The 23,269-nt window shown below is 48.8% G+C and carries 22 protein-coding genes; 16 read left to right on the top strand and 6 right to left on the bottom strand.

Annotation, left to right across the window (positions count from 1 at the left end; genetic code table 11):
* Positions 1–2,313, top strand: a complete 2,313-nt coding sequence (gene clpA / locus ACNI29_RS16640; RefSeq protein WP_419779493.1) for an ATP-dependent Clp protease ATP-binding subunit ClpA — start codon at positions 1–3, stop codon at positions 2,311–2,313.
* Positions 2,314–2,484: 171 nt separating this feature from the next.
* Positions 2,485–3,207 carry a leucyl/phenylalanyl-tRNA--protein transferase gene (gene aat, locus ACNI29_RS16645; RefSeq protein WP_419779494.1) on the top strand — a complete coding sequence of 241 codons (723 nt, stop codon included), beginning with the start codon at positions 2,485–2,487 and terminating at the stop codon, positions 3,205–3,207.
* A 78-nt stretch (positions 3,208–3,285) separates the two neighbouring features.
* Here aat and ACNI29_RS16650 read toward each other — a convergent pair whose 3' ends face one another.
* Positions 3,286–3,783: a hypothetical protein gene (locus ACNI29_RS16650; protein WP_419779495.1), complete on the bottom strand. Its 498-nt coding sequence runs from the start codon at positions 3,781–3,783 to the stop codon at positions 3,286–3,288.
* Positions 3,784–3,884: 101 nt separating this feature from the next.
* Here ACNI29_RS16650 and uvrB point away from each other — a divergent pair, with 101 nt between their 5' ends.
* The 5 genes from uvrB to ACNI29_RS16675 all read left to right on the top strand — a co-directional run bounded on the left by uvrB (position 3,885) and on the right by ACNI29_RS16675 (position 11,369).
* A complete protein-coding gene (uvrB, locus tag ACNI29_RS16655) occupies positions 3,885–5,891 on the top strand; it encodes an excinuclease ABC subunit UvrB (RefSeq protein ID WP_419779496.1) in 2,007 nt (668 codons plus the stop codon).
* Between the two features lie 35 nt (positions 5,892–5,926).
* A complete protein-coding gene (locus ACNI29_RS16660; protein WP_419779497.1) occupies positions 5,927–6,970 on the top strand; it encodes a potassium channel family protein in 1,044 nt (347 codons plus the stop codon).
* 284 nt (positions 6,971–7,254) lie between these two features.
* Positions 7,255–9,099: a BRCT domain-containing protein gene (locus ACNI29_RS16665; protein ID WP_490722740.1), complete on the top strand. Its 1,845-nt coding sequence runs from the start codon at positions 7,255–7,257 to the stop codon at positions 9,097–9,099.
* 162 nt (positions 9,100–9,261) lie between these two features.
* Complete coding sequence (dapB, locus tag ACNI29_RS16670; protein WP_419779499.1) at positions 9,262–10,038, top strand: 4-hydroxy-tetrahydrodipicolinate reductase; 777 nt, start codon at positions 9,262–9,264, stop codon at positions 10,036–10,038.
* 227 nt (positions 10,039–10,265) lie between these two features.
* A complete protein-coding gene (locus ACNI29_RS16675; RefSeq protein ID WP_419779500.1) occupies positions 10,266–11,369 on the top strand; it encodes a metallophosphoesterase in 1,104 nt (367 codons plus the stop codon).
* Positions 11,370–11,428: 59 nt separating this feature from the next.
* Here ACNI29_RS16675 and ACNI29_RS16680 read toward each other — a convergent pair whose 3' ends face one another.
* Entirely contained in the window at positions 11,429–12,133 is a 705-nt protein-coding gene (locus ACNI29_RS16680; RefSeq protein WP_419779501.1) for an SDR family NAD(P)-dependent oxidoreductase, read from the bottom strand.
* 191 nt (positions 12,134–12,324) lie between these two features.
* Here ACNI29_RS16680 and ACNI29_RS16685 point away from each other — a divergent pair, with 191 nt between their 5' ends.
* From ACNI29_RS16685 to ACNI29_RS16725, 9 genes are all read left to right on the top strand, one after another.
* Positions 12,325–14,394: a sensor histidine kinase gene (locus tag ACNI29_RS16685; RefSeq protein ID WP_419779502.1), complete on the top strand. Its 2,070-nt coding sequence runs from the start codon at positions 12,325–12,327 to the stop codon at positions 14,392–14,394.
* Positions 14,387–15,040 carry a response regulator gene (locus ACNI29_RS16690; RefSeq protein ID WP_419779503.1) on the top strand — a complete coding sequence of 218 codons (654 nt, stop codon included), beginning with the start codon at positions 14,387–14,389 and terminating at the stop codon, positions 15,038–15,040. The genes ACNI29_RS16685 and ACNI29_RS16690 overlap by 8 nt, the downstream gene beginning before the upstream one ends.
* A 299-nt stretch (positions 15,041–15,339) precedes the next feature.
* Positions 15,340–15,630 (top strand): putative quinol monooxygenase, encoded by a 291-nt coding sequence (locus tag ACNI29_RS16695; protein ID WP_419779504.1) that lies wholly within the window; start codon positions 15,340–15,342, stop codon positions 15,628–15,630.
* A 128-nt stretch (positions 15,631–15,758) separates the two neighbouring features.
* Positions 15,759–16,331 (top strand): flavin reductase family protein, encoded by a 573-nt coding sequence (locus tag ACNI29_RS16700; protein WP_419779505.1) that lies wholly within the window; start codon positions 15,759–15,761, stop codon positions 16,329–16,331.
* A gap of 13 nt (positions 16,332–16,344) precedes the next feature.
* On the top strand, positions 16,345–16,836 hold the full coding sequence (locus ACNI29_RS16705; protein ID WP_419779506.1) for a flavin reductase: 492 nt from the start codon (positions 16,345–16,347) through the stop codon (positions 16,834–16,836).
* Positions 16,837–16,857: 21 nt separating this feature from the next.
* A complete protein-coding gene (locus ACNI29_RS16710; protein WP_419779507.1) occupies positions 16,858–17,688 on the top strand; it encodes a nitroreductase family protein in 831 nt (276 codons plus the stop codon).
* A gap of 105 nt (positions 17,689–17,793) precedes the next feature.
* The gene (locus ACNI29_RS16715; protein ID WP_419779508.1) at positions 17,794–18,531 is read left to right on the top strand and encodes a hypothetical protein; all 738 of its coding nucleotides are present in this window, start codon (positions 17,794–17,796) and stop codon (positions 18,529–18,531) included.
* Between the two features lie 143 nt (positions 18,532–18,674).
* On the top strand, positions 18,675–19,109 hold the full coding sequence (locus tag ACNI29_RS16720; RefSeq protein ID WP_419779509.1) for a DUF5675 family protein: 435 nt from the start codon (positions 18,675–18,677) through the stop codon (positions 19,107–19,109).
* Positions 19,110–19,141: 32 nt separating this feature from the next.
* Entirely contained in the window at positions 19,142–19,456 is a 315-nt protein-coding gene (locus ACNI29_RS16725; RefSeq protein WP_419779510.1) for a hypothetical protein, read from the top strand.
* Positions 19,457–19,577: 121 nt separating this feature from the next.
* Here the strand turns inward: ACNI29_RS16725 and ACNI29_RS16730 are convergent, their stop codons facing one another.
* From ACNI29_RS16730 to ACNI29_RS16745, 4 genes are all read right to left on the bottom strand, one after another.
* The gene (locus ACNI29_RS16730) at positions 19,578–20,594 is read right to left on the bottom strand and encodes a substrate-binding domain-containing protein (RefSeq protein ID WP_419779511.1); all 1,017 of its coding nucleotides are present in this window, start codon (positions 20,592–20,594) and stop codon (positions 19,578–19,580) included.
* Between the two features lie 182 nt (positions 20,595–20,776).
* Positions 20,777–21,055, bottom strand: a complete 279-nt coding sequence (locus ACNI29_RS16735) for a membrane lipoprotein lipid attachment site-containing protein (protein WP_419779512.1) — start codon at positions 21,053–21,055, stop codon at positions 20,777–20,779.
* Positions 21,056–21,089: 34 nt separating this feature from the next.
* Positions 21,090–21,722 (bottom strand): hypothetical protein, encoded by a 633-nt coding sequence (locus tag ACNI29_RS16740; protein WP_419779513.1) that lies wholly within the window; start codon positions 21,720–21,722, stop codon positions 21,090–21,092.
* 194 nt (positions 21,723–21,916) lie between these two features.
* A complete protein-coding gene (locus tag ACNI29_RS16745) occupies positions 21,917–23,260 on the bottom strand; it encodes an amino acid permease (protein ID WP_419779514.1) in 1,344 nt (447 codons plus the stop codon).
* Positions 23,261–23,269 lie beyond the last annotated feature (9 nt).

Consider the following 23,269-nt stretch of genomic DNA (forward strand, 5'->3'; position numbering starts at 1 on the left):
ATGCTCAGTAAGGCATTGGAACAAGCACTGACTTCTGCGGTTAACGAAGTCAGGCTTAGGAATCACGAATTCCTCACCCTCGAACATCTGCTTTATGCGATAATTCAGGAAGAGGTTGGAGCGGACATCATTGCCGGGTGCGGTGCAGAGCTTCCCAAGCTCCGTAGCCAGTTGGAACGTTTTTTTGATGAAAATCTCGAACCCCTGCCCGCAGGCGTTGATACCGAGGTTATCCAGACTTTGGGTGTCAGGCGTGTGTTGCAAAGGGCTATATGGCAGAAGAAGGCAGCCGGAAAGGATGTGGTCGAGGTAGGCGACGTGGTCGCTGCCATGTTTGAGGAAGAAGACTCCTATGCGGTTTACTTCCTGAAGACCCATGATATTTCGCGCCTCGATATTCTTGAATATATCTCTCATTCCATGAGCGAAAGCGGCGATTGGACCGAAGGGCTGGATATCAGTCCCAATCCCCAGCACGGCGGAAGCGGTGCGTCTCCGGAAGGAAGTCCTGCCGGTGGCAAGGATGGCAAAGAGTCTCCGCTTGAGGAGTTCACTACCAACCTTACCCAGCGTGCGCGTGATGGTAAGATTGATCCGCTTATCGGCCGCGATAACGAGGTTGAACGCACTCTGCAGGTGCTTTCCCGCAGACGTAAGAACAACCCCATTTTTGTGGGTGATCCCGGTGTAGGTAAGACCGCTATGGCCGAAGGTCTGGCTCTTGCCATCGCCAAGGGAAATGTCCCCGCTTCTTTTAAAAACACCGATGTCTTCGCTCTTGATATGGGAGCGCTGCTGGCCGGAACCAAGTATCGCGGTGATTTCGAATCACGGCTCAAGGGTGTGCTCAGCCAGCTGAAGCATAAGGAAGGTTCCATCCTTTTTGTGGATGAAATTCATACCATCGTCGGTGCCGGTGCTACCAGCGGCGGCTCTATGGATGCTTCCAATATCCTCAAGCCGTTCCTCGGTTCCGGTGAAATCCGTTGCATAGGTGCGACCACTTACGAGGAATACAAGAACCATTTTGAAAAGGACCGCGCTCTTTCCCGCAGGTTCCAGAAGATCGATATCACCGAACCATCGGTCGATGAAACAATAGAGATCCTCAAGGGCCTTAAGCCTTACTACGAGGAACACCATAACGTGGTTTATGCTCCTTCGGCTATCAAGGCGGCATCGGAGCTTTCCGCAAGGCATATCAACGAACGTTTTCTGCCGGATAAGGCGATTGACGTTATTGATGAGGCAGGGGCTTTTTATAACCTTAGCCAGCGCAAGCGTAAGGATAACCGCATTGTGGTTGCCGATGTGGAAAAGGTCATTTCGAAGATGGCCCGTATCCCCACAAGGCGTATCACAATGTCCGATCGTTCCCGCCTGCAGGAACTGGATCTCAACCTGAAGAACGTTGTTTTCGGACAGGATGAGGCTGTTGACCTTATCACCAAGGCAATACTGCGTTCCCGTGCCGGGATGAAGCAGGTCGGTAGACCTACCGGTTCTTTCCTGCTTACCGGACCTACCGGGGTTGGTAAGACTGAATTAGCCCGCCAGCTGGCCTCCACAATGGGCGTTCATTTCATGCGTTTTGATATGAGTGAATACATGGAGAAGCATGCGGTGGCCCGACTCATCGGTGCACCTCCGGGCTATGTTGGTTTTGATCAGGGCGGTCTGCTTACAGAAGGTGTGCGCAAGAATCCGCATTGCGTGATCCTTTTTGATGAAATCGAAAAGGCGCATCCGGATGTATTTAACATTCTCCTGCAGGTTATGGATTACGCAACCCTGACTGACAACAATGGCCGTAAGGCTGATTTTAGGCATGTTGTCCTGCTCATGACCTCCAATGCCGGAGCGCGTGAAATGGCCAAGGGTGGTATCGGTTTCGGTGCCAGCGTGAAGGGCGGCGACGATAAGGACCGTGGACTCAAGGCGGTAGAAAGGATTTTCAGCCCCGAATTCCGAAACAGGCTTGATGCTATCGTGCCGTTTAATTCCCTGCAGATTGATGTCATGGAACTGATCGTCGATAAGTTCGTCAAGGAACTGAACGGACAGTTGTTGGACAACAAGGTCTCTATCGAGCTTAACAAGAAGTCCCGCCGCTGGTTGGCGGAAAAGGGGCATGATCCGGCTTACGGTGCAAGACCTATGGCCCGTTTGATTCAGACGTCCATTAAGGATGAAATCGCAGATGAAATCCTTTTCGGCAAGCTGGTCAAGGGAGGAACCGTACAGGTTACTACCTCCGGCAAGGGCGAAGATGAGAAGCTCAGCTTTAAGTTCAAGCCTGTGGGCAGGAAGTAGCTGTTTCAACTGAATAAATAAGGTATTATTGGGGGAGGCTTTCATCTGAAAGCTTCCCCTTTTAAATTGACATAAATTATAAAATAATCATCCAATATAATAGAGCAAACTCTATTGCCAAATTCCAATTATCGGTTATTATTAAGTATAGGCGGAAACCAAAGGATTATTATGGTTGTTTACAGATTGATTGAAGACCCCGTATTCCCGCATCCGGAAGAGGCGGAGCCGGACGGACTGCTTGCCGTAGGTGGAGATTTAAGCCCCGAACGGCTGCTTTCTGCTTATGCCTCGGGTATTTTCCCCTGGTATGACGAGCATTCTCCGATCCTGTGGTGGTCGCTCGATCCCCGCTTGATTCTTGATTTCGATAAATTGCATGTTTCGCGGCGGGTGCGGCGCAAGGTCAGGAAAAAGGAATATACGGTTACCCTTGATCACGCTTTCGAAAGTGTTATCGCCAATTGTGCGCGTAAATTCCGACCGGGTCAGGCCGGGACCTGGATTTTGCCGGAGATGATTGAGGCCTATGTCAAGCTTCATAAGCTCGGTTTTGCACACAGTGTGGAAGTCTGGAACAGGCATGGAAACCTTGCCGGAGGGCTTTATGGCGTATCTTTGGGCAAGTTCTTTTCCGGGGAATCCATGTTTTTTCTCGAACCTGATGCATCCAAGTTCGGTTTTTCTTATCTCGTGCAATGGTTGAAGAACCGTGATTTTCATTTTGTGGATTGCCAGCAGCCCACAGATCATCTCAAATCCCTTGGGGCCGAAGAAGTGAGCCGGGAATATTTTCTCGAGAAGCTTGATGAATCCTTGGAGTTTCCGGCCTTGCGGGGACGATGGGAATTTATGGAAGGGGAATACGAGATGATATCGGAGATTTTGAGCTAGAAATCAAGAAGCGGAGGATTTGAGAAAATCCTCCGCTTTTTTAATACAATATGATGATGTGAAATAGTAAAATCTAAACTAGTTATCATCACCTTCGCGGGTTTCAACCAGCGGGCGGTGAGCGCCGAGGTTGTAGAGGCCGCGCAGGGCGAAGGGCAGGTCGAAATGGGGTACTTTCTCGAATTTGATCAGTCCGATATCTTTGCCTTCGGTGATGGAGGAAAGCGGCGGCAGACCTGTGGGTACGGGAAATTCCATGGGGGTTGAGAAGATGGATTCAAGTCTTGAAGAGTAGTGGTCCTTAAGATAATCAACTACCTGATCACGCTCATCCTTGGTGAATGATTCGAGGATGATTTTGCGGTCTTTTTCTTCGTTGGGAACTGCATCGAGTGCTGCCGGACTGCCGAAGAGGTTGTCCCATTTGATTTCTGTTGCATCAGCATCATCCCACTCAGGACGGAAGAGATGGACTTCCACGTCACGGCGGCCTTTAAAGCTTTTGATAATCATGGACAGGGCGTATCCGCGCTGGATGGGGATTTCGCCGTTTTCAATCTGGATTATAGGAATCATTGCTACCTCGCAAAATGAATGTTTTAATGTGCTTGTTCAGCTTGTTTATCAGCGTAACATAACTATTTTAATTTAACAGCACAAGTCGGGAACCTACCATAATGGCGAACAATTTTGAACTTGTTAGTGATTATACACTCAAGGGCGACCAGCCTGAAGCAGTTAAGCAACTGGTGGAAAATATCAAGCATGGAGTGCAGGACCAGGTTCTGCTCGGTGCTACCGGTACAGGTAAAACTTTTGCAATGGCCAATGCCATTAAAGAATTAAATAGGCCTACGCTGGTTATGGCGCCCAACAAGACCCTTGCGGCCCAGCTTTTCAATGAATTCAAGGCCCTTTTTCCGCAGAATGCTGTTGAATATTTTGTGAGTTATTACGACTACTACCAGCCGGAAGCCTACCTTCCTCATTCTGACACCTACATTGAGAAAGATTCATCTATTAACGATGACATTGATAAACTGCGTCACTCCGCAACCCATGCGCTGCTGACCCGCCGCGATGTGCTGATCGTAGCTTCTGTTTCCTGTATTTACGGTCTTGGTTCGCCGGAATTTTACGCCAAGATGATTATCCCGGTTGAGGAAGGTCAGGAGTTGTCCATGGAAAAACTTATGGATCAACTGGTTGAAGTGCAATACGAGCGCAATGACTACGATTTCCACCGTGGGACTTTCCGGGTACGCGGCGATGTGATCGAGATTATTCCGGCCTATAGCCGTGAGCAGGCTTTACGCATAGAATTTTTCGGTGACGAGATTGATTCCATTCTCGAAACCGATCCGCTGACCGGTGAAGTTACCGGGCGCAGGCGCAAGACAGTTATTTACCCGGCAAGCCACTTTGTTTCTGATCAGGATAACCTTGAACGTGCGCGTGAGGATATCCGTAATGAACTGACTGAGACCCTGACCGCTTATAAAGCTGGCAACAAGCTTATTGAGGCGCAGCGAATAGAGCAGCGCACCATGTATGATCTGGAGATGATCGAAGAGATCGGCTACTGCAACGGCATTGAAAACTACTCCCGCCATTTGGACGGGCGTAAGGAAGGGGAGCCACCCGCAACCCTGATTCATTATTTTCCGGATGATTTTCTGCTGTTCATGGACGAATCACACATCGCTGTGCCGCAGGTCGGTGCTATGTATAACGGTGACCGTTCGCGTAAGACTACGCTGGTCAACTTCGGATTCAGGCTGCCATCTGCCCTTGATAACCGTCCGTTATGCTTCGAAGAATTCCTCGACAAAATCGGGCAGACTGTCTATGTTTCCGCAACTCCCGGACCATGGGAGATGGAACGGGCTCAAGGGCTTGTCGTCGAACAGATTATCCGTCCTACCGGACTGCTTGATCCTGAGATTGAAGTCCGCCCGGTCAAAGGGCAGATGGATGACCTGCTGGCCGAATGCAAAGAGCGCGAAAAGCGCGGTGAGCGAGTGCTGATCACCACCCTGACCAAGCGCATGTCTGAAGACCTGACCGACTACTTCAATCAGATGGGTGTGGAGGCCAAGTACCTGCACTCGGACATTGATACCATGGAGCGTATGGCGATTATCCAGTCCCTGAGGGCCGGGGAATTTGTCGCTCTTGTCGGGATTAACCTGCTTCGAGAGGGGCTTGATATTCCCGAAGTATCACTCGTTGCCATTCTTGACGCGGACAAGGAAGGTTTTCTGCGTTCCACCCGTTCCCTTATTCAGACTTTCGGGCGTGCAGCCCGTAACTCCGAGGGACGGGTTATTCTTTACGCAGATAATGTTACCCAATCCATGCGAACGGCTATGGACGAAACTTACCGTCGCCGCGCCAAACAGATAGAGTACAACGAAGAGCACGGGATCGTGCCTCAGACCATTGCTAAATCACTGGATAATATGCTGGGAACACTGTACTCTGATAACTGGTCGGGCGGAGAGGTCAAGATCGCTGCTGAAGATGTGGCCGAGTATGGACTTGATCCCGCAAAAATGGAAAAAGAAGTACGTAAGCTTGAAAAAGATATGCGTAAATACGCTGCTGAGCTTGAGTTCGAAAAAGCGGCTGAGTTGCGTGACCGTATCCAGAGTTTGCGGGAGAAAATTCTCAGTCTCGGATAATACTGTCGGTTAACAATCAAACTGGACTGTCGGGAATGAAATCCAAATCCAAATCCATATTCGTAAAGCTGCTCCGCTTAAGGCGTGATTTCGGAATGTTCTGGGGGCTTATCTCCGGTTTCATTTATATGACGCTTGTTTTTATCGGCGGTATTATCGGCTACATGTGGCTGGAGGGGTGGAATTTACTGAATAGTTTCTACATGGTTGTGATCACCCTTTCCACTGTGGGATTTATGGAAGTGCTGCCGCTCTCTGATGACGGCAGACTTTTTACTTCTATTCTCATCCTCGGCGGTGTGGGTGGTTTTGCATATTTGATCGGTGCTTTTTCACAGCTGTTGGTGGAAGGGCGGTTGCAGGCAATTTTAGGGAGACGCAGGATGCAGAAGACAATTGGTAAATTAAAAAATCATATTATTGTCTGCGGTTATGGTCGAATCGGTGCTATTGTAACCAAAGAGGTTATGGACGAGGGACTTGATGTTGTAGTTATTGAAAGCAACCCTGAACTCGTCCTGCAAATGGAAGCAGCCGGAATTGCCTGCATCGAAGGGGATGCGACCAGCGATGAAACCCTCAAGCTGGCCGGGTTAGCCAATGCCAAGACCCTGATTGCCGCACTTTCCGATGAGGCCGCAAACGTCTATGTTACCCTCATAGCCCGTCAGTCCAATATCAATGTGAATATTATTGCCCGTGGCAATGATACCGCCAGTATTTCGCGTCTTGAATTTGCCGGGGCGGATCGTGTTGTGCTGCCGCATACAATCGGGGGAATACGCATGGCCCAGTCTGTGCTTCGTCCCACCGTCACAAACTTTCTTGATATTGCCATGCGTGGCAAAATCGACTTGCAGATGGAAGAGCTTTTCGTTACCGATTCTTCCGAGCTGGTCGGTCTGGACCTGATTGAATCCAAAATTCGCCCGCGCTTTAACCTGATTATTATCGCTATCCGAAAAGGTAACGGCGAAATGGTATTCAATCCCGGCCCTAAAGAAGTAATCGAAGCCGGTGATACCCTGCTTACCGTCGGTAAAATTTCCGACCTCTCAGCTATCAGCAAAATTTTGTAAGATGCCTCCGGCGTCTGGGGAAGGGGAGGAACCCTTTTGGGCGTTAGCAAAAGGGTTTCTCCCCTTCCCCAGACCCTATCCCCTCTTCCCAAAAGACGTTTTGATATGCTTCGCATTTAGTTTTTCAAGGCGTTTTTTGAAAATATAGACGGCGAAGCCATAATAAAAGTTTTTGGGATTCTTAAACCCTTTTTTCAAAAAGGGTTTAAGGCCCCCGGCAGGGTCGCCGAAGGCATCTTCTTTCCATAAAAAGCGCATAGCGCATCAAAATATTAAAGTTTAAAGTGAAGAATAAAACTAAAGAAATTAAAGATTTAGTTTCTCTTTTGGAGAAGCATAACGAGTCATATCGGCGTGGTATGCCGACCATTAGTGATGCCCGGTACGATGAACTTACCGAGCAGCTGCGTGATCTTGATCCTGAGCATCCGTTTCTGACCAACGTTGAGCCTGAAAATTTCAGCGAAAAGGTTGAGGTTCGCCATCCGCGTCCTATGCTATCTACTGAAAAAGCGTATACCTCGGATGAGGTTCAGCGTTTTGTGGCCCGTGTGGAAAAAGAAGCCAAGGCTATGGGTATCAAGAATGTAACCTATCGTGTTACGCCGAAGCTGGACGGTCTGGCTGCCCGTGATGACGGGAAGGTTTTTGCCACCCGTGGTAACGGTGAAGTCGGTTATGAGATTTCCAGTGCTTTCGCCAAGGGCGTTGTGGCTATCGGTGGTCGAGGACAGGGCGTGGGTGAGATTGTCTGTAGTCAGGAATATTTTGCCGAACACCTTTCAGATTCCTTTGAGCACCCGCGCAACATGGTTGTGGGGATCATCACTTCTGATAAGGTAAATGAAGCCGCTAAGCAGGCTTTGCAGGATGAAGCCGTGCGTTTTGTTCCTTACAGCACGCTGCCTAAAAAGGTTGTAAGCGGCGAGGAGCTGGCCAGCAGGGTCTGGGAAATTACCGATGAGCTTTGGGAAGCGGCAGATTATCCCTTAGATGGTATGGTTGCCGAGGTTATGGATACCGCGCTTCAGGAGCGTCTCGGAGCTACTGCCCATCATTACCGCTGGCAGATTGCGATAAAAAAGAAAGGTGAGTCTGCGGTTACCGAGGTTGAGGCTATCCGCTGGCAGGTTGGACGCATGGGAGCGGTCACTCCGGTCATGGAAGTTTTGCCTGTTTCGGTTTCCGGGGCTACTATCCGCAATGTTACCGCCCATAATGCCGGGATGCTGCGTGATCAGGGTATCGGCATCGGCGCGACAATCCGTATTATCCGCAGCGGTGAGGTTATCCCCAAGCTGGAGGAAGTAATCAAGCCAGCACAAGAAGTGGAATTGCCAGAGGTATGCCCTTCATGCGGTGCGGAACTTTTCTGGCAGAATGATTTTCTGAAATGTCCTGATTTCAGCTGCCCTGCCCGGGTGGAACAGAGGCTGGAATACTGGTTCAAGACCCTCGGCAATGCTGACTGGTTCGGCAAGAAAACTATCGCCAAGCTGGTAAAAGCCGGATTCAATTCCCTTGAGTCGGTCTACAAAATGGCGGAAGACGATTTCCAGAGGCTTGGTTTCGGTCCTGTTCAGTCTACCAATCTTGCGGAAGCATTGTACATCAGCCGGACCAAGGAAACAGACGACTGGCGTTTTCTGGCTGCTTTTGGAATTCCCGATCTGGGCAAGGCTGACAGCCGAAAACTGCTCGGACATTTCAAGCTGGAAGATGTGGTAAACGTGAAGCAGGAACAGCTCATCGAGCTGCACGGCTTCGGCGATATCACCAGCCATTCTGTGACTGAGGGAATTGCAGCCATCAGGGAAACCATCCTGCACATGCTGGAATTCGATTTCAATCTGCGCCGCACTCCGTTGGTCGCAGATACTGAAAGCCTCGAAAGTCCCATCACCGGAAAGGGGATCGTCTTCACCGGAAAAATGGAGCAGGGCTCCCGCGAAGACATGCAGGCTATGGCAAGACGTCTGGGCGCGAAGGTTCAGACTTCCGTTACCGGAAAGACTGATTTTCTGGTCTGCGGCAGCAAAGTAGGGGCGAAGAAGATCGAATCCGCTAAGGCTAAGGGCGTGGAGATCATGACCGAAGCCGAATATATGGATATCGTAAACGCAGAGTAACGAGAAATTTAATAATGCCTATCGGCGATCCCTCCGGGGGCTTAAACCCTTTTATTAAGCTACGCTATTTGTTTTTTCGAAGTTCGTCCTAAAAAGTTTAATGCGAAGCATAATGAAAAGTTCCCCTTCCCCAGCCGCCGGAGGCAAAAAAAGGAGTTCACTATGACAGATGTAGTAATCATAGGCGCGAAAGGTCGCATGGGCGATACTTTGGTTCGTTGTGTACAGCAGAGTGATGATCTGAAACTTGCAGCAGTAATGGAGCGTTCCGGCTGTGAAGAAGGACTTGATGCTCTGGGTTGCGTTTGCGGCACAGATGCGCAGGAAGTGCTGACCAAGGTTCCCGGTGCAGTAATTGTAGATTTTACTTCCCCGGCTGCGACTTTGAAACTTCTGGAAACCGCGGCTGTTACCGGCAACCCTGTTGTTATCGGCACAACCGGTATGACCAATGAAGAGATTGCGCAGGTCGAAGAATTCGCCAAAAAGGTTCCCGTATTTCTCGCTCCGAACATGAGCGTAGGCGTAAACGTGCTGCTCAAGATTCTGCCTGAGCTGGTGCGTATGCTCGGACCTGCTTACGATATGGAAATGACAGAAATTCACCATAACAAAAAAGTGGACTCCCCCAGCGGAACCGCGCTGAAGCTGGCTGAATGCATGGCTGAAGCACGCGGTCTTGTCTATGACGAAGTGAAGAAGCATTCCCGTGACGGCATTATCGGCGCAAGAACAAAAGACGAGCTGGGCGTAATGGCTGTTCGCGGCGGTGACGTTGTGGGCGACCATACAGCTTACTTCCTCGGACCCGGCGAACGCATTGAAGTTACTCACCGTGCCCATTCCCGCGAAACTTTCGCACAGGGTGCGCTGCGTGCCGCCCGTTGGCTTAAAGACCAGAAGCCCGGTAAGCTTTACTCCATGGCTGACGTCTTCTAGACAGCTGATAAAGCACCATCTGCGTTGTCACTGCAAAAACGGCTGAAACTCGCGTATGTCTTTATACGCGTCGTTCCAGCCGTTTTTTTGTTCCCAGGATCTGGCACTTTCTTAGCTGTCTATAATCAGTTTTTATTATTTAATACGATTTAAGTCTGGTGTTTTTACTATTGTTCTGCCTTAAGGTATGATCAGGAAACTTCAACGAGAAAATTATCAGGCGAATTATGTCATTTTATGTAAGAGCTACGATTACTTATATTGTTTTTTATCTGTACATCCGGCTGTGGGTATGCAGGCTGCTGGTTGATAATCCAAGACTTAAACGCGGGGTTCTGGCCGCTGCTGACCTGATGACTCTGGTGATGCCGATCACCGTGTTTTTCCCGGAGAAGCTGCCCTACCTGCTTAAGATTCTGATGCAGGGTGCTGGTTACAGCTGGGCGGCGATTATTGTCTGCATGGTTCCGCTTGGACTATGTTTTGAGCCGATCCGCTGGGGCATGAAAATTCTCGGTAACGGTATCAAGATTCCAAGGCTGAAGATTTTTGCGGCTCTTTGTTTGATTTCTATTGTTATGGCCGTTGGCGGCTATATCAATGCGACTTCGCCCATTGTTAAAGAAGTTGATTTTGATCTTTCCAAGGGCAGCAAGGATGCACGGGAGTACCGGGTGGTCATGTTTTCCGACCTGCATGCCGGGAAGCTGATGACCAGCGACCGCGTGGGCGGTGTGGTGAATATGGTTAATTCGTTGAACCCGGATATCGTGCTCATGGTCGGGGATGTTCTGGATGATCATGACAGCGAGATTAGCGGTGCGGTGAATGAGCTCGCACGTATCAAGGCTCCGCTGGGCAAATATGCGGTGCTTGGGAACCATGAGTATTATCTCGGCAATGAATGGTCTTTGCGGATGCTGAAGAATCAGGGAATTGAAGTGCTAGTGGACAGCACGACTGTCGTGGACAACCGTTTCCTGCTGGCAGGGCGCAATGATTTTGCGACAATGCGCGGCGGTGGTATCCGCAGAGCCTTGAATAACGTAATTCCCAAGGATAACAAATTGCCCATAATACTCATGGATCACACCCCGCATCATCTTGAGGAAGCGCAGAAGGCTGATGTGGCCTTGCAGGTTTCCGGGCATACCCATAACGGGCAGTTGTTTCCGTTCAATCTGGTAGTGAAGCGTATTTATGAAGAGGAGTACGGAACTTACCGGAAGGGCGATACGAATTACTATATCAGCTGCGGGGTCGGTATCTGGGGGCCGCCGCTCAGGACGACGAGTAGACCGGAAGTTGTTTTGATGAAGATCAAGATTTAGGTATCGTTAAATTATGTAGGGTACTCCGGGGAGATCGCAGAATCTCCCCGGATTTTTTATTATCTGGGGAAGGAACCGTTGTTGATGTCTATGCAGGTTCCGTTGATGTATTCCGGGCAGTCTGTTGCAAGCCAGTGCATGGCGGAAGCCACTTCTTCAGGTTTGCCGAAGCGTCCGGTGTAGACAGCTGCTTTGATTGCGTCGCGGCGGGCTTTGGGGATTGAATCCAGCATGTCGGTTGCAATGGGACCGGGAGCAACTGCATTGATCACGATACCGTGCTGGCCGAGAATTTTGGCAAAGCTCTTGGTCATGTTGATGACTCCTGCCTTGGTGATTCCGTACCAGACGTCGGGATGGCCGATTTGACCGGCAATGGAGGCGTTGTTAACTATCCTTCCGTATTTATTTTCAATCATGGATTTGGATACGGCAGTAATCAGCGCAACCGGGGCTTCGATGTTGATTTTAAGCACTTTGTCGACGTCTTCGGCTGTGTATTCATCGTAAGGCGTTGCGTACATAACACCGGCATTATTGATAAGTACGTCGATTGCGGGCAGGCTTGCAATCAGTTCCGGTATTCCGGCTACATTGCTGAAGTCGAAAACCTGTGTTTTCACCTGCGGGTGGTCGTTGTATTTGAAGTTTGAGAAATCACGGGCTGCGACTATGACATTCGCACCGTCTGCAATGAACATTTCGGTCAGTTCCAGACCGATTCCTTTGTTGCCGCCGGTAATCAGAACAGTCTTATTTTCCATTATGAATTTCCTTATTGTTAGTTGAAGTAATACTTTAAGTTTGGGCCGGTAAGTAAAACTTAAAGAAGATCAGAAATCAAGGATTCATCCATTTATCTGATTTTGCCATTATTTGACTATGCTAGTTGTTTACTTAAGAATTGATTTTCAGGATGGGCCTGATTCACATTTGCCTTCCGGGATTTAGAGATATGAGAAATGAAAAATTAAAGATAATCGGCGAGTTTCTGCTTGAGAATACTGATGTTGTTTCCAGCCGCTTCGCTGAATTGCTGATAGAGAATCAACCGCGCTGGTATGCAGGTATGGAATTTGAGGAATGTAAAGAGATCGCCTCATTTGGTGTGAACATGAATCTTGAATGCTTTATCCGTGGTGATTTCGTGCCGTTGGAGAGTTACTTTAATAGCTGTGCCGGAATCAAGCTTGACCGTGGAGTGGGTATCCGCGATGTCGTTGAAGGTACTTTACTTTGCAAACAGGCATTTATTGAATCCGGGTTGGAATTTTTTGATAAAAAGGATGAATTACTCTTCTTTTTATACGAGCTTGAGGAATATGCTTCTGAAGTTCTGACACTGACCACGGACCGTTATTCAAGTATGCTGCTCTCGCGTTTGAATGCCGAGCATGTGCGTAATAAGCTTTTGCTTGAAGCCTCGCGCACAGTGACCAGTGCGCTTGATCCGGATGAGGTCCTCAGCAGGCTGGCCAAAGTTTTGGCCGGAACTGTAGGCGAAGGGTGCTGCACGATTTTTCTGGTTGATTCAGAGACAGGCGGCCTCGCTCCCTGCGCCGGGTTCGGTTACGGTTCCAAAGAGTGCCAGAGTGCATTGCAGGGTTTGAGGCTTTGCCCGTCCGGCAATACTTTGAGCGGAGTGGACGGCAAGAGTTACGGATTTTGTTCTTCCAATAAGGCCAGCCGGTCTTTTGCGGATATTCTGCCTGATGCTGTGCGCTCCGGCAGTGCTTCGCTTTTTCATATCACCAACAGTGATCGTATGGTCGGTGTAGCCCTTGTTTCTTCGGATCAGCCCGGATTCACTTTTGATGTGGCGACCAGTGAACTCATCGGAGGTATTTTAAATACCGTGGCAGTTGCCATTGAGAGTGCTGCTGCAGCCCGCCAGACCAAACGTCAGCTTCTGGAAAGTGAGAGTCTGCGCCGGGTCGCCAACGTGCTTCTCGAGTGCCCTGAAGGCAAAGAAAGCAGGGTCCTCGGCCTTATTTCCGAAGAAGCCCGGATCATTGTCAACGGCATGGGCAGTGCTTTGATGCTTCATGAAGGGGATTCCCTGCACTGCGTTTGCGGAGCAGGTGCGCCCAGATGTCCCAAGGAATTTTATCACGTTGAGTCCAGCTATTACGGTAGTATTTTCAAGGAAGGCAAAACCATAATTGTGCGCGACGCCCAGAGTGAGATTCCTGCGGCTGAACGCAGCGATGAAGTGCGTACTTTGATCATCGTTCCGCTTCTGGAAGGGGATAAAAAGCTTGGTCTGCTTATGGTTTCCAACAAGAGCGGCGGTTTCGACCGTGCCGACCAGCGCATTATGGAAATGTTCGCGGCGCAGGCGGTCCTTGCCTTGCGTAACAGCCGGATGTTCGAACAGAGTGAAAAGCTGGTCGTACAGGGTGAACGTCAGCGGCTGGCGCGTGAACTGCACGATTCAGTAACTCAGGCTCTTTATGCCATCACCTTTTGTTCTGACGCGGCTGTGCGGTCCCTAGAATCCGGTAAGGAAACCGCGGCAATTGAACAGCTCAAAGCTTTGCAGGGAATGGCCCAGCAGGGCATGCGTGACATGCGTTCACTTATTTTCGATCTGCATCCCCCGGAACTGGAAAGTGAAGGACTGGTCGGAGCAATACAGGCCCGCTTGAATTCTGTTGAAATCCGCTCGGGACTCGGGGCCGACCTTTTTGTGGAAGGGGATGAAAGGCGTCTGCCGTTGCGGGTGGAGGAAGGACTTTTTCGTATCGCTATTGAGGCCCTTAATAATTCAACCAAGCATTCCAAAGCGGAGTCTGTTACAGTGCAGGTTGATTTTGCGGAAGGTGAGACAACCGTCAGGATTATTGATGACGGGCGGGGTTTTGATATCGCAACACTCCCCACCGGAGGTATGGGCCTGCGCAGTATTCGTGAACGGGCTGATAAGATTAATGCTGAACTTGATATAGCCAGTGAACCCGGTAAAGGCACTGTGCTGACCGTGAAAGTTTTTGATATACAAGGATATGGAGGCGAAGATGAGTGATGTGATCAAGGTCCTGCTGGTTGATGACCACGATATAGTACGTATCGGCGTGCGCAGTTTTCTGTGCAGTTTTGATGACATTGAGGTTGTCGGCGAGGCTGCCAACGGTCAGGAAGCGGTAGATCTTACTGCTGAGCTTTCGCCGGATATCATCCTCATGGATATGCTTATGCCGGTTATGGATGGTATTCAGGCTATCCGTGAAATAAGGGACCGCAAGCTGCCGGGGCGCATTATCGCCTTGACCAGTTTTGCTACCGACGACAAACTTTTTCCCGCAATTAAAGCCGGAGCTATGGGCTATCTGCTTAAGGATTCCACTCCGCAAGAGTTGCTGGAAGCTATCCGCCGTGTACATCGCGGTGAGCCTTCCCTTGCTCCGGATATTGCGCGTAAAGTGCTTTCAGAGCTTTCCCAGTCCGGCGAAGAATCAACGACTCCTACACCCGATCCTCTCACGCCCCGTGAGCTGGATACCCTCAGGCTGGTTGCCAAGGGCAAGAGCAATAAGGCTATTGCCGAGGATATGTTTGTCAGTGAAGCTACGGTGAGGACCCATATGACCAGCATTCTTTCCAAGCTGCATCTGGCTAACCGCGTGGAGGCCACACTCTACGCCCTGCGCGAGGGAATTGCTTCTTTGTAGGTTCTTCGATTCTTTTTAAGTTATTAAGTAGGCAGAGGTTTTGAAATCTCTGTCTTTTTTCTTGTCTACGACAAATGTTGTGGATGTTAATGTTGCTTGTTCATCTTTCCTGCGGATGTGATTAGCGGTTCTGTTTGAGTATATAATTATGAATGAGCAGGGGTGGACCGGACTCTTGGCATTTAAGGAAAGGTGAAATGAAAAAGCAATTAGGACTTTTTGAAACCAAGTACATCGCGGCTCTTGCAGCGGGCGGTGACATTACAGGTTAAACAATGTTTTGCAGGGATAACTTTATCTTGACCGCCCGCATTAAGGCCAAGCCCGGATGTGAGGGCAAATTGAAGGAAGTGCTTGAAAAAGGCGCATCCGGGTGTTCAGGGCAGGAAGGATTACTGATCTACAATTTGCATCAGGATAAAGACGATCCTGCTTTGTTTTTAATCTATACTCATTTCACGTCTGAAGCATCTTACCGAATGCATATGGATAGCGATCCTGTCCGCATGACGCATGATGCCATGGTCCGGCTGGCAGTCGGAAGACCGGAGATAAAATATTGGGTAATGCTCGAAAACACAGGAGATTAGCCCGCCCGTAATTATTTATGCCGGAATGTTGCTTTTGACCGCTCAGTATATAGAGTCGGTTGCAAAGCCTGCTGATGTTGTTACAGATATTTAAAAGTGTATGGCAGAAAAGTCATAAGGAGGTCGTGATGAAAAAAAGTATTAAACCCAATACCCTTGCAATGCCTACCCCGGTATGGTGCGTCGGCAGCTACGACAGAGACGGTAAACCCAATGTAATGACCATTGCATGGGGTGGAATTTGTAATTCTTCACCGCCAATGCTTACCGTCTCCCTTCGCAAGGCGACATATTCTTATGGTTCCATCATGGAGCGCGGGGCGTACACCGTATCCATACCTTCCACAAAGCATGTGGCTGAGGCTGATTATTTCGGTATGGCAAGTGGCAGGGATACAGATAAGTTTGCTGCGTCCGGGCTGACTCCGGTACGTTCCGAACTCGTAGATGCGCCTTACGTGGATGAGTTCCCTTTCATCTTTGAATGCAAGGTGGTCGAGAGCATTGAGCTTGGTCTGCATACTCAGTTTGTGGGTGAGATTGTCGGCATCAAGGCTGATGAAAATATCCTCAATGACAAAGGCATGCCCATGATCGTCGCGGCTGATCCTTTTGTGTTTGCCCCCGCAACACGTGAATATGTGGCATTGGGTGAAGTGAACGGTTCCGGTTTCAATGTCGGCAAAAAATTTATGAAGTAGTTGGTGATTAAAAGTGGGAATTTCTCATACTCTATTGGGTGGACATGTTGATGGCCGCCCGGATTACCTCCCTTTGGCATCGGAACCGCGTATTAACGGCAAACTGACCCTTGCTGCTGTTGAAATTACAAAAGGCAGCGCGTTGCATGAGCGGATTCTGACTGAAGGCAAATTCAGCCTGAACCTGTTTTCCGGCAGAAGGTTGAACAGTCTGGGGATAGCGGCATCCCTTTCTGAAAAATGCAAGTGCACTGATTGCCGTTGTGTAATTTTTTATGGAAATTGCGAAGATATACCAATGCTGGAAGCTGCGCCGCTGGCCCTTGAATGCCGTACTTATGAGGTGATTGATCTTGAAAAATCATCCATTGTTATGGCTGAGATTAGTGGAAGCTGGACGCGGGGCGATTGTTTAAAAAATGATTGCCGCCCGTCCGCTATTGAAACACGCGCAATTGCTTTATCCGGCATGAAGATTCAGGAACAGGCTTTTGCCTCTGCATAAACATATTTAATTGGGGTATATATGAAGAATTTCAAGGTGGATGAAGACCTTTGTGTGCTTTGCGGGCTGTGTGCGCAGGACTGTTTTTTCGGTTTGATTGAGCTGGACGAATATCCACGAATCACTGATGAGCAGAAATGTTTTGAATGCCAGCACTGTCTTGCTGTCTGTCCTGTGGGAGCAATCTCTATTCTGGGTAATTCCCCGGAAGATTCAATGCCTCTCAAGGGCAAAATGCCGGAAGAGGATCAGGTTGCAGCACTTATCAAAGGTCGCCGTTCAATCCGTGCCTATGAGCCGGAGCCTCTCGAGCCGGAGCGGATTCAAAAACTTCTTGATGTTTCATGGCATGCCCCCACCGGGGTCAATTCGCGATGTGTGCATATCACCATGATGGATGACCCGGATTCGGTAAAGAAATTCAGTGACGAGATATACAGTCGTCTTGAAGCTGCCCTTGAAAACAACCTCTCCGAGATTCCGTATGTGGTGAACCTTTTTAAAATGGTCTGCCAGCAGAAAAAGGAAAACGGTGTGGATATTCTTTTTCGTGATGCGCCTCATTTCATCGTTGTTTCCGCACCGGAGAGCGCACCCAGCCGGGTGGCAGATATGACCATCTTTCTGTCCTATTTTGAACTCATGGCCAGCTCCATGAAGATAGGCACACTCTGGAACGGTATCCTCAAGCGTGTAATCGAATCAGTCCTCCCGGACCTCAAAGAACGCTTAGGCATACCCGCTGACCACGAACTCGGTTACGCCATGCTTTTCGGCAAGCCTGCCGTAAAATACCAGCGAACTGTCGAGCGTGGTGAGGCCCGTGTAAGGCGGGTTGAGTGGGGGAATTAGATTATTTACCTATCTATTGCCAAATAAATTCAAACGGCCCCGTTCTTCAATTCGAAGGACGGGGCTTTTCATTGACCGAAGCCTCAGGAAGCGTATTATGGAGTAATGGAAAACTCTCTCAAGTTTACACAGACTGTGCGCTATCTGGGCGTGGCTATCGTAAGCATTCTTGTGCTGCAATCCATCATGGTCGTCATGCACGAGTTTACACATAGCACTACGGCATATCTGCTGGGTGAGAAGGATAGTCCGTTCGGTATTATCTGGGGTAATCCGGTGATGATGACCGGTTGGGACGAGGGAGTGGATTACACAAGCGTCTTTGCGAAAGGTCATAATCTGCGCGGTGCGTTCATTGGCTTCAATCCCTTGATAATGCATTCGATTGTGGCATGTCTGTGCTTGTTCTCCATGCTCAAAGGAAGGTTGGGAAATAAGTGGTCGTATCATTTCGTCTATTGGCTGGCAGTGGTTAATCTCATGGAGCTGGTAGCATATATCTACATGCGAGCCTTTGCTGATAATGGTGATGTAGGGCGTTTTAATCAGGGGATGCACCTGTCGCCGTGGTGGGTGTTCCTGATTGGGGGCGTGTTTGTCAGCGTTCTGCTGTGGTTGTTGTTCAGTCGCGGTTTGCCGGAATTGGTGAAGTTGTTTGCTGCGGATAATCCTATGTGCGGCTGGTCTGTGTTAACCCTGAGCGCATTTACTATTTTTCTTTGGGGCAGCGGGATCAGGATACTGGCTTATGTTGGTGGGCCGCAACAATTGTTCGGCGTGGCAGGAATTCTGCTCTTTGTCCTTTTCTTGTTTGTATTCAAGCCAAGATTCTCCATTCATTAGATTTTCAGTATTCCATTACCTGACATTCCAATCTTTCGGACCGCGTCAAGATTTTTTAAGTCCGGCTGATCCTTGAGTTGTTCCACTGGCAGTGTGGATTTCCCGTGGGTAATCCTTTGTTAATTCAATTTAAGGAAGCAGTTATGAAACAGGTTAAATTGGTGCGTATTGAGCAGGGCGATGAGGCAACGCTTGGCGTCCTCGCAGTGGACGGGAAAGTCATCTGCTGGAGCCTTGAGGAACCGTGGCGGGAAAATAAAACGGGTGTCTCATGCATACCGGAAGGTTGCTATCCATTGAAGCTCGAATTTTCGCCATCAAAAGGGCGGGAGCTTTGGACCGTTAAGGAAGTCCCTGAGCGATCATACGTGCGTATTCATACCGGGAATACAGTGGATGACACAGAAGGATGCCCGCTTACCGGGAGCAGCCCCGGTTATCTTGGAGGTAAGCGCGCAGTGCTGGGCAGCCGCGCTGGGTTCAAAGAATTCATGGCTGCAATGTCAGAAAGCGAGGTCGCCGAGATTGACATTGTATCCATAACCGGATTAAGTGATCTTGAAATTCAATCTCATTAATTCATTTAAACCAAATTAAATTGGAGCAGGATATGCTTGATGGAGTAAACAGATTCGGAACCACAGCAGACATGATTATTCAGGAAGTCGAGCTTGAAGGCCGGAAAAGGCTGCTGGCAATCGACAGTAAAGGCCTTTATCTGACTGATCAGGGCAAGCTAGATAAGCGGCACGCCGATGTTAACCGCTACGGGGTAAAGCGGCAGGAGTTTTGGGATTTGCTGGAGGCGAACGGTTTTGCAACGATAGAGTTGTTCGAAGAAAACAAACATCTGATAAAGACGGTTACCTCCGGTAAAGCTAAAATGGTCAACCCCCTTAAAGCATCCAAACGCGGCATGAAGTAAAAATAAAAGCCTCCAGTCCATTTATTGGTACTGGAGGCTTTTCAATCATTAATTCTATATTTAAAACACGGGTCAACTTTTCAAAAGTATATCTGGAAAAGTTAAAGTAAAAGTTTAAAGATTAAAGGGTGCGCTCTTTCAATCCGAGAATTTCCTGATTTTTTGGGTTGTTCAGGTTTTCTTTGGTTATAAGGTAAACATCTGTTTTGGTTTCAGAGGGGATTTTCTGTCCTCTGGCTGCCATTGCGGCCTGAGTCACGGCAAGACGTCCGATTTCATACGGGTCCTGTGCTACGGCTGCGGCAATTTTACCGTTTTTAATGTCATCGATCATGTGCGGGTCCGGGTTGTATGCTATGAACTTCAGCCCGTCGAGCTTCTTCATGTGATCCAGTGTATGCAGAAGTATTTCACTGCTGCTCTCGTTTAACCCAATTACGGCATTGATATTTGATTTAGAACTGGGGGTATCGTTGCCGTACATTGCAACTCTGGTTCTCGAAGCTCCTTTTTGCAGTGACTTGCCCACGTAGATTGATTTGGCAATTTTTATCTTTGAATCAATACGTTTCAACTGTTCTTTAAATCCCTCAATACGTCTGTTTACAGGATAATTCCCCTTGGTAAACAGCCCCAAAACCACTGATCCTGATCCGCCAAGTTCCTTTTGCAGAAAATCTGCGGCCAATGCTCCGCCTTTAAAGTTGTCTGAATGAATGAATCCGCTTTTGGAGATTGGGGATTTGGCGACCATCTGGATTACGGGAATCCCCCTGTTAACCACTTTCTGGAGTGCTTTTTTCATCCGCCGTCCATGGACCGGAGAAATTACAATTGCATCGATCTGATTATTCAAACACCATTCGAGTTGCTTCTTTTGTTCCTTGAAACTTCCGTGTCCGGCTGTATTAATCCAGAGAACTTTAATCTTACCATCGTCGGTAGACGCTTTGAGTGCCCCTTTCTTTAACAACATCCAGAAGTCCAGATCAGCACGTTCCGGTATCACTGCAATTGAAAGTATTTTATGTGGATCCAGGCCGGAAGCATTTGCAGGGCTGGTCATTATTAGGGTTGCAAACAGGAATATCAAAATAGTCAGGAATCTGAATTTTCGCATATGGTCGTGAAATAGCATCTAAACTCCTCAGAAATTAGTATGGTTTATTTAATTACTGTAATCATAAGAAGTTGTTCGTTCAAGCAGTAAAATTTATTTCTACAGGTAAATTTTGGTGATGTTTCAACCTCATGATTCTTAAAAGATGAAACCGGGATTATCCAAAAGGAGAATCCCGGTTTTTAGCGTGCAAGGTCATTTTATCTTTCGACCCAGCCGCGGGCCTTCATGCAGTTATCAAATTCTTTTGCCCGGTTGTAATTGGCTGAGAAATTCACATTGTCACGTGTTCTTCTGAGAGTCCGGTCAGATTCTTTAACGCCGATCTGAAGCTTTTCAGTTGTCCGCTTTTCACATTCCTGCCGATCCTTTTTGAATTCGGATTTAGCCACTGCCGGGTCGGGATAATTATCGTTATGCCATGAGGAGCAGGCGCTGAGGATTGCCAATAAAGCTATGGGAATAAGAATTTTCTTCATTATGTATGTCCATCTTTGAAAGGGTGAAAAGTATCTATTCAGCGGAGCGCGGAGAGAAACGTTTTTTCAGGAATCTGGTCAGGCCCTGATTTACACCCTGTCCGCATTTGGCGAACGGGCATCCCAATTCATAGGGAACTTCAATCGGTTCAGGGGAGCCGGAGTAGATAACCTGTTCTCCTTGGACGTTGGTTTCTTTGACCAGCAGCTCCGCCATCAGATAGCAAGCGTTGGGAGCCTGTTTCGCACGCTCGATGTTGGGCGACCATGTATTCACCATCATAGGGTAATTTCTGAAAGAAGGACCGTAGGGCAGTGAGTCCACGAATTTAAACTGCTGCTGTGCGCCATGCGCTGCTACTTTGGGGGAAATTGAACCAACGCGCGCTTCGATCAGGTAATCTACCTCTCCATTTGGCTGATATTTATAGCCCATTCCGGCCAGAGTTGCGATTACGCTTTGGGCGATAGGCAGAGAACCGGTTTCAACTTTTTCAGGATGACCGTTCTTTTTCAACTGGAATAAAACAATGCGTACATTGAATGTTCCGAGTTGCGGTTTGAAAGTAGACAAAGGGGAAGGCGGTACTGTGTTGCGTGATGAACAGCCACTTATGCAAAGGAAAGACAGCACAATAATCAGAGCTAGAGTTATCTTTTTAGTCATTAGGGTTCCGAAGATGTTTTTTAGTTAATGTTGATAAGTGTTAATCGCATCAGTTAATAAATAACTTCAATCAATGGTGGTATTATATCTTTGAAAAAGACGGTTTGTCTTGAAAAAACTAATCCCGGCTTCATTCAGAGGCCGGGATTATCAATGTTTAATGATTTGATATTGGTATTTTAGGTATTATCAACTTACTTGCCTGCGGTCTCCCGGACTTTGCGTTCGAATCTAGAACGGTCCTTGCCCACGTAGAAGATGAAGGTACACAACATGACAATCATACAGCCGATAAGGGCGTCTTTTGCTGCACCGGAAAGGGCAATCAGGCAGAATGCGCATGCCAGAAGAGATGACATAATCTGTAACCATGCTTTTTTAGCATGGAATCCGTAACGTCGGAGCAGGTTGAGGGCCGAATAGAAATACGGCGGCAGGGTCAGGAGTACGGCAATGGATGCTATATTTCCAAACAGGGACTGCGTGTCGCCGCCTTTTGAGAGCAGCATAAGCACCACAAGCAGTATGCTCATCATGACTGAGGATAGAATCAGGCCCATGACCGGGGTTCCGTGGCTGTTTTTGCGGCCGAATATTTCAGGCAGGGTTCCGTCACTGGAGGCCCTTGCTCCAGCCTGGGAAACCAGCATCATCCATGATCCCAGTGAAGCCAGACACGCAAACGCTGTGACCGCGGATACTACTTTGGGAATGGACTGTGCAAACGGAAGTGATGCGCAGATATGTCCCATTGCGAGCGAGAACGGAGCACCGGAAGAGGCCATTTTCTCTGCCGGGAACATTCCGGATATGGCGGTACAGGAAAGGATGTAAACCAATCCGGCCAGTGCCGTACCGATCATGGTCGAAAGTGGAATGGTGCGTTTGGGATTTTTAACCACCGCTGTGTTTACCGCGGCACTCTCAATGCCGATAAAGCTCCAGATGCACAGGATGATCGCCGCCAGCACAGCAGAATCAGGGGTATGGCCCTTGATCAGCCAGTTGGCGTGGAACTGGGATGCGTCAAAGAACATCCAGCCGGCAGTCCCGGTAATTACGACCGGAATAAGCAACAGGACAACCCCAACGGAAACCAGACGTCCGATCCAGTCCGCACCCAGTATGTTGATTCCGGTGAATATCCAGATAAGTACCAGAGATGTGACGCCGGAAGCTACAGGGTCCTGTAGGGCCGGAAAGAACACCGAAAGGTAATCAACTCCGGTAATGGCAATGGCAAGGTTTCCGATCCAGTTGGCATGATAGTAAAGCAGACCGGACTGGTATCCCAGAATAGGTGCCACTTCGCCGGAATACGCGATAGGGCCGCCTTCCTGCGGGTCTTCCATGCCAAGCCGCGAATAGACATAGGCCAGCGCAAGAGCACCGATCAGGGCCACAGCCCAGCCGATAATGGAGATACTGCCGATGGAAGCAAGGTTGGCGGGCAGCAGCGCAATGCCGGACCCCATCATGTTTCCGGCAACAACTGCTGTACAGGCTACCACGCCCATTTTTTTATGGTCAGCTGACATATATTCTTT

Source organism: Maridesulfovibrio spiralis (SeqCode), assembly GCF_048571135.1.
Lineage (GTDB): Bacteria > Desulfobacterota > Desulfovibrionia > Desulfovibrionales > Desulfovibrionaceae > Maridesulfovibrio > Maridesulfovibrio spiralis.

Excerpts from the sequence above, each read along its gene's own strand:
- clpA (WP_419779493.1), top strand. The coding sequence starts at position 1 with ATGCTCAGTAAGGCATTGGAACAAGCACTGACTTCTGCGGTTAACGAA.
- aat (WP_419779494.1), top strand. The coding sequence starts at position 2,485 with ATGGTTGTTTACAGATTGATTGAAGACCCCGTATTCCCGCATCCGGAA.
- ACNI29_RS16650 (WP_419779495.1), bottom strand. The coding sequence starts at position 3,783 with ATGATTCCTATAATCCAGATTGAAAACGGCGAAATCCCCATCCAGCGC.
- uvrB (WP_419779496.1), top strand. The coding sequence starts at position 3,885 with ATGGCGAACAATTTTGAACTTGTTAGTGATTATACACTCAAGGGCGAC.
- ACNI29_RS16660 (WP_419779497.1), top strand. The coding sequence starts at position 5,927 with ATGAAATCCAAATCCAAATCCATATTCGTAAAGCTGCTCCGCTTAAGG.
- dapB (WP_419779499.1), top strand. The coding sequence starts at position 9,262 with ATGACAGATGTAGTAATCATAGGCGCGAAAGGTCGCATGGGCGATACT.
- ACNI29_RS16675 (WP_419779500.1), top strand. The coding sequence starts at position 10,266 with ATGTCATTTTATGTAAGAGCTACGATTACTTATATTGTTTTTTATCTG.
- ACNI29_RS16680 (WP_419779501.1), bottom strand. The coding sequence starts at position 12,133 with ATGGAAAATAAGACTGTTCTGATTACCGGCGGCAACAAAGGAATCGGT.
- ACNI29_RS16685 (WP_419779502.1), top strand. The coding sequence starts at position 12,325 with ATGAGAAATGAAAAATTAAAGATAATCGGCGAGTTTCTGCTTGAGAAT.
- ACNI29_RS16690 (WP_419779503.1), top strand. The coding sequence starts at position 14,387 with ATGAGTGATGTGATCAAGGTCCTGCTGGTTGATGACCACGATATAGTA.
- ACNI29_RS16700 (WP_419779505.1), top strand. The coding sequence starts at position 15,759 with ATGAAAAAAAGTATTAAACCCAATACCCTTGCAATGCCTACCCCGGTA.
- ACNI29_RS16710 (WP_419779507.1), top strand. The coding sequence starts at position 16,858 with ATGAAGAATTTCAAGGTGGATGAAGACCTTTGTGTGCTTTGCGGGCTG.
- ACNI29_RS16715 (WP_419779508.1), top strand. The coding sequence starts at position 17,794 with ATGGAAAACTCTCTCAAGTTTACACAGACTGTGCGCTATCTGGGCGTG.
- ACNI29_RS16720 (WP_419779509.1), top strand. The coding sequence starts at position 18,675 with ATGAAACAGGTTAAATTGGTGCGTATTGAGCAGGGCGATGAGGCAACG.
- ACNI29_RS16725 (WP_419779510.1), top strand. The coding sequence starts at position 19,142 with ATGCTTGATGGAGTAAACAGATTCGGAACCACAGCAGACATGATTATT.
- ACNI29_RS16730 (WP_419779511.1), bottom strand. The coding sequence starts at position 20,594 with ATGCTATTTCACGACCATATGCGAAAATTCAGATTCCTGACTATTTTG.
- ACNI29_RS16735 (WP_419779512.1), bottom strand. The coding sequence starts at position 21,055 with ATGAAGAAAATTCTTATTCCCATAGCTTTATTGGCAATCCTCAGCGCC.
- ACNI29_RS16740 (WP_419779513.1), bottom strand. The coding sequence starts at position 21,722 with ATGACTAAAAAGATAACTCTAGCTCTGATTATTGTGCTGTCTTTCCTT.
- ACNI29_RS16745 (WP_419779514.1), bottom strand. The coding sequence starts at position 23,260 with ATGTCAGCTGACCATAAAAAAATGGGCGTGGTAGCCTGTACAGCAGTT.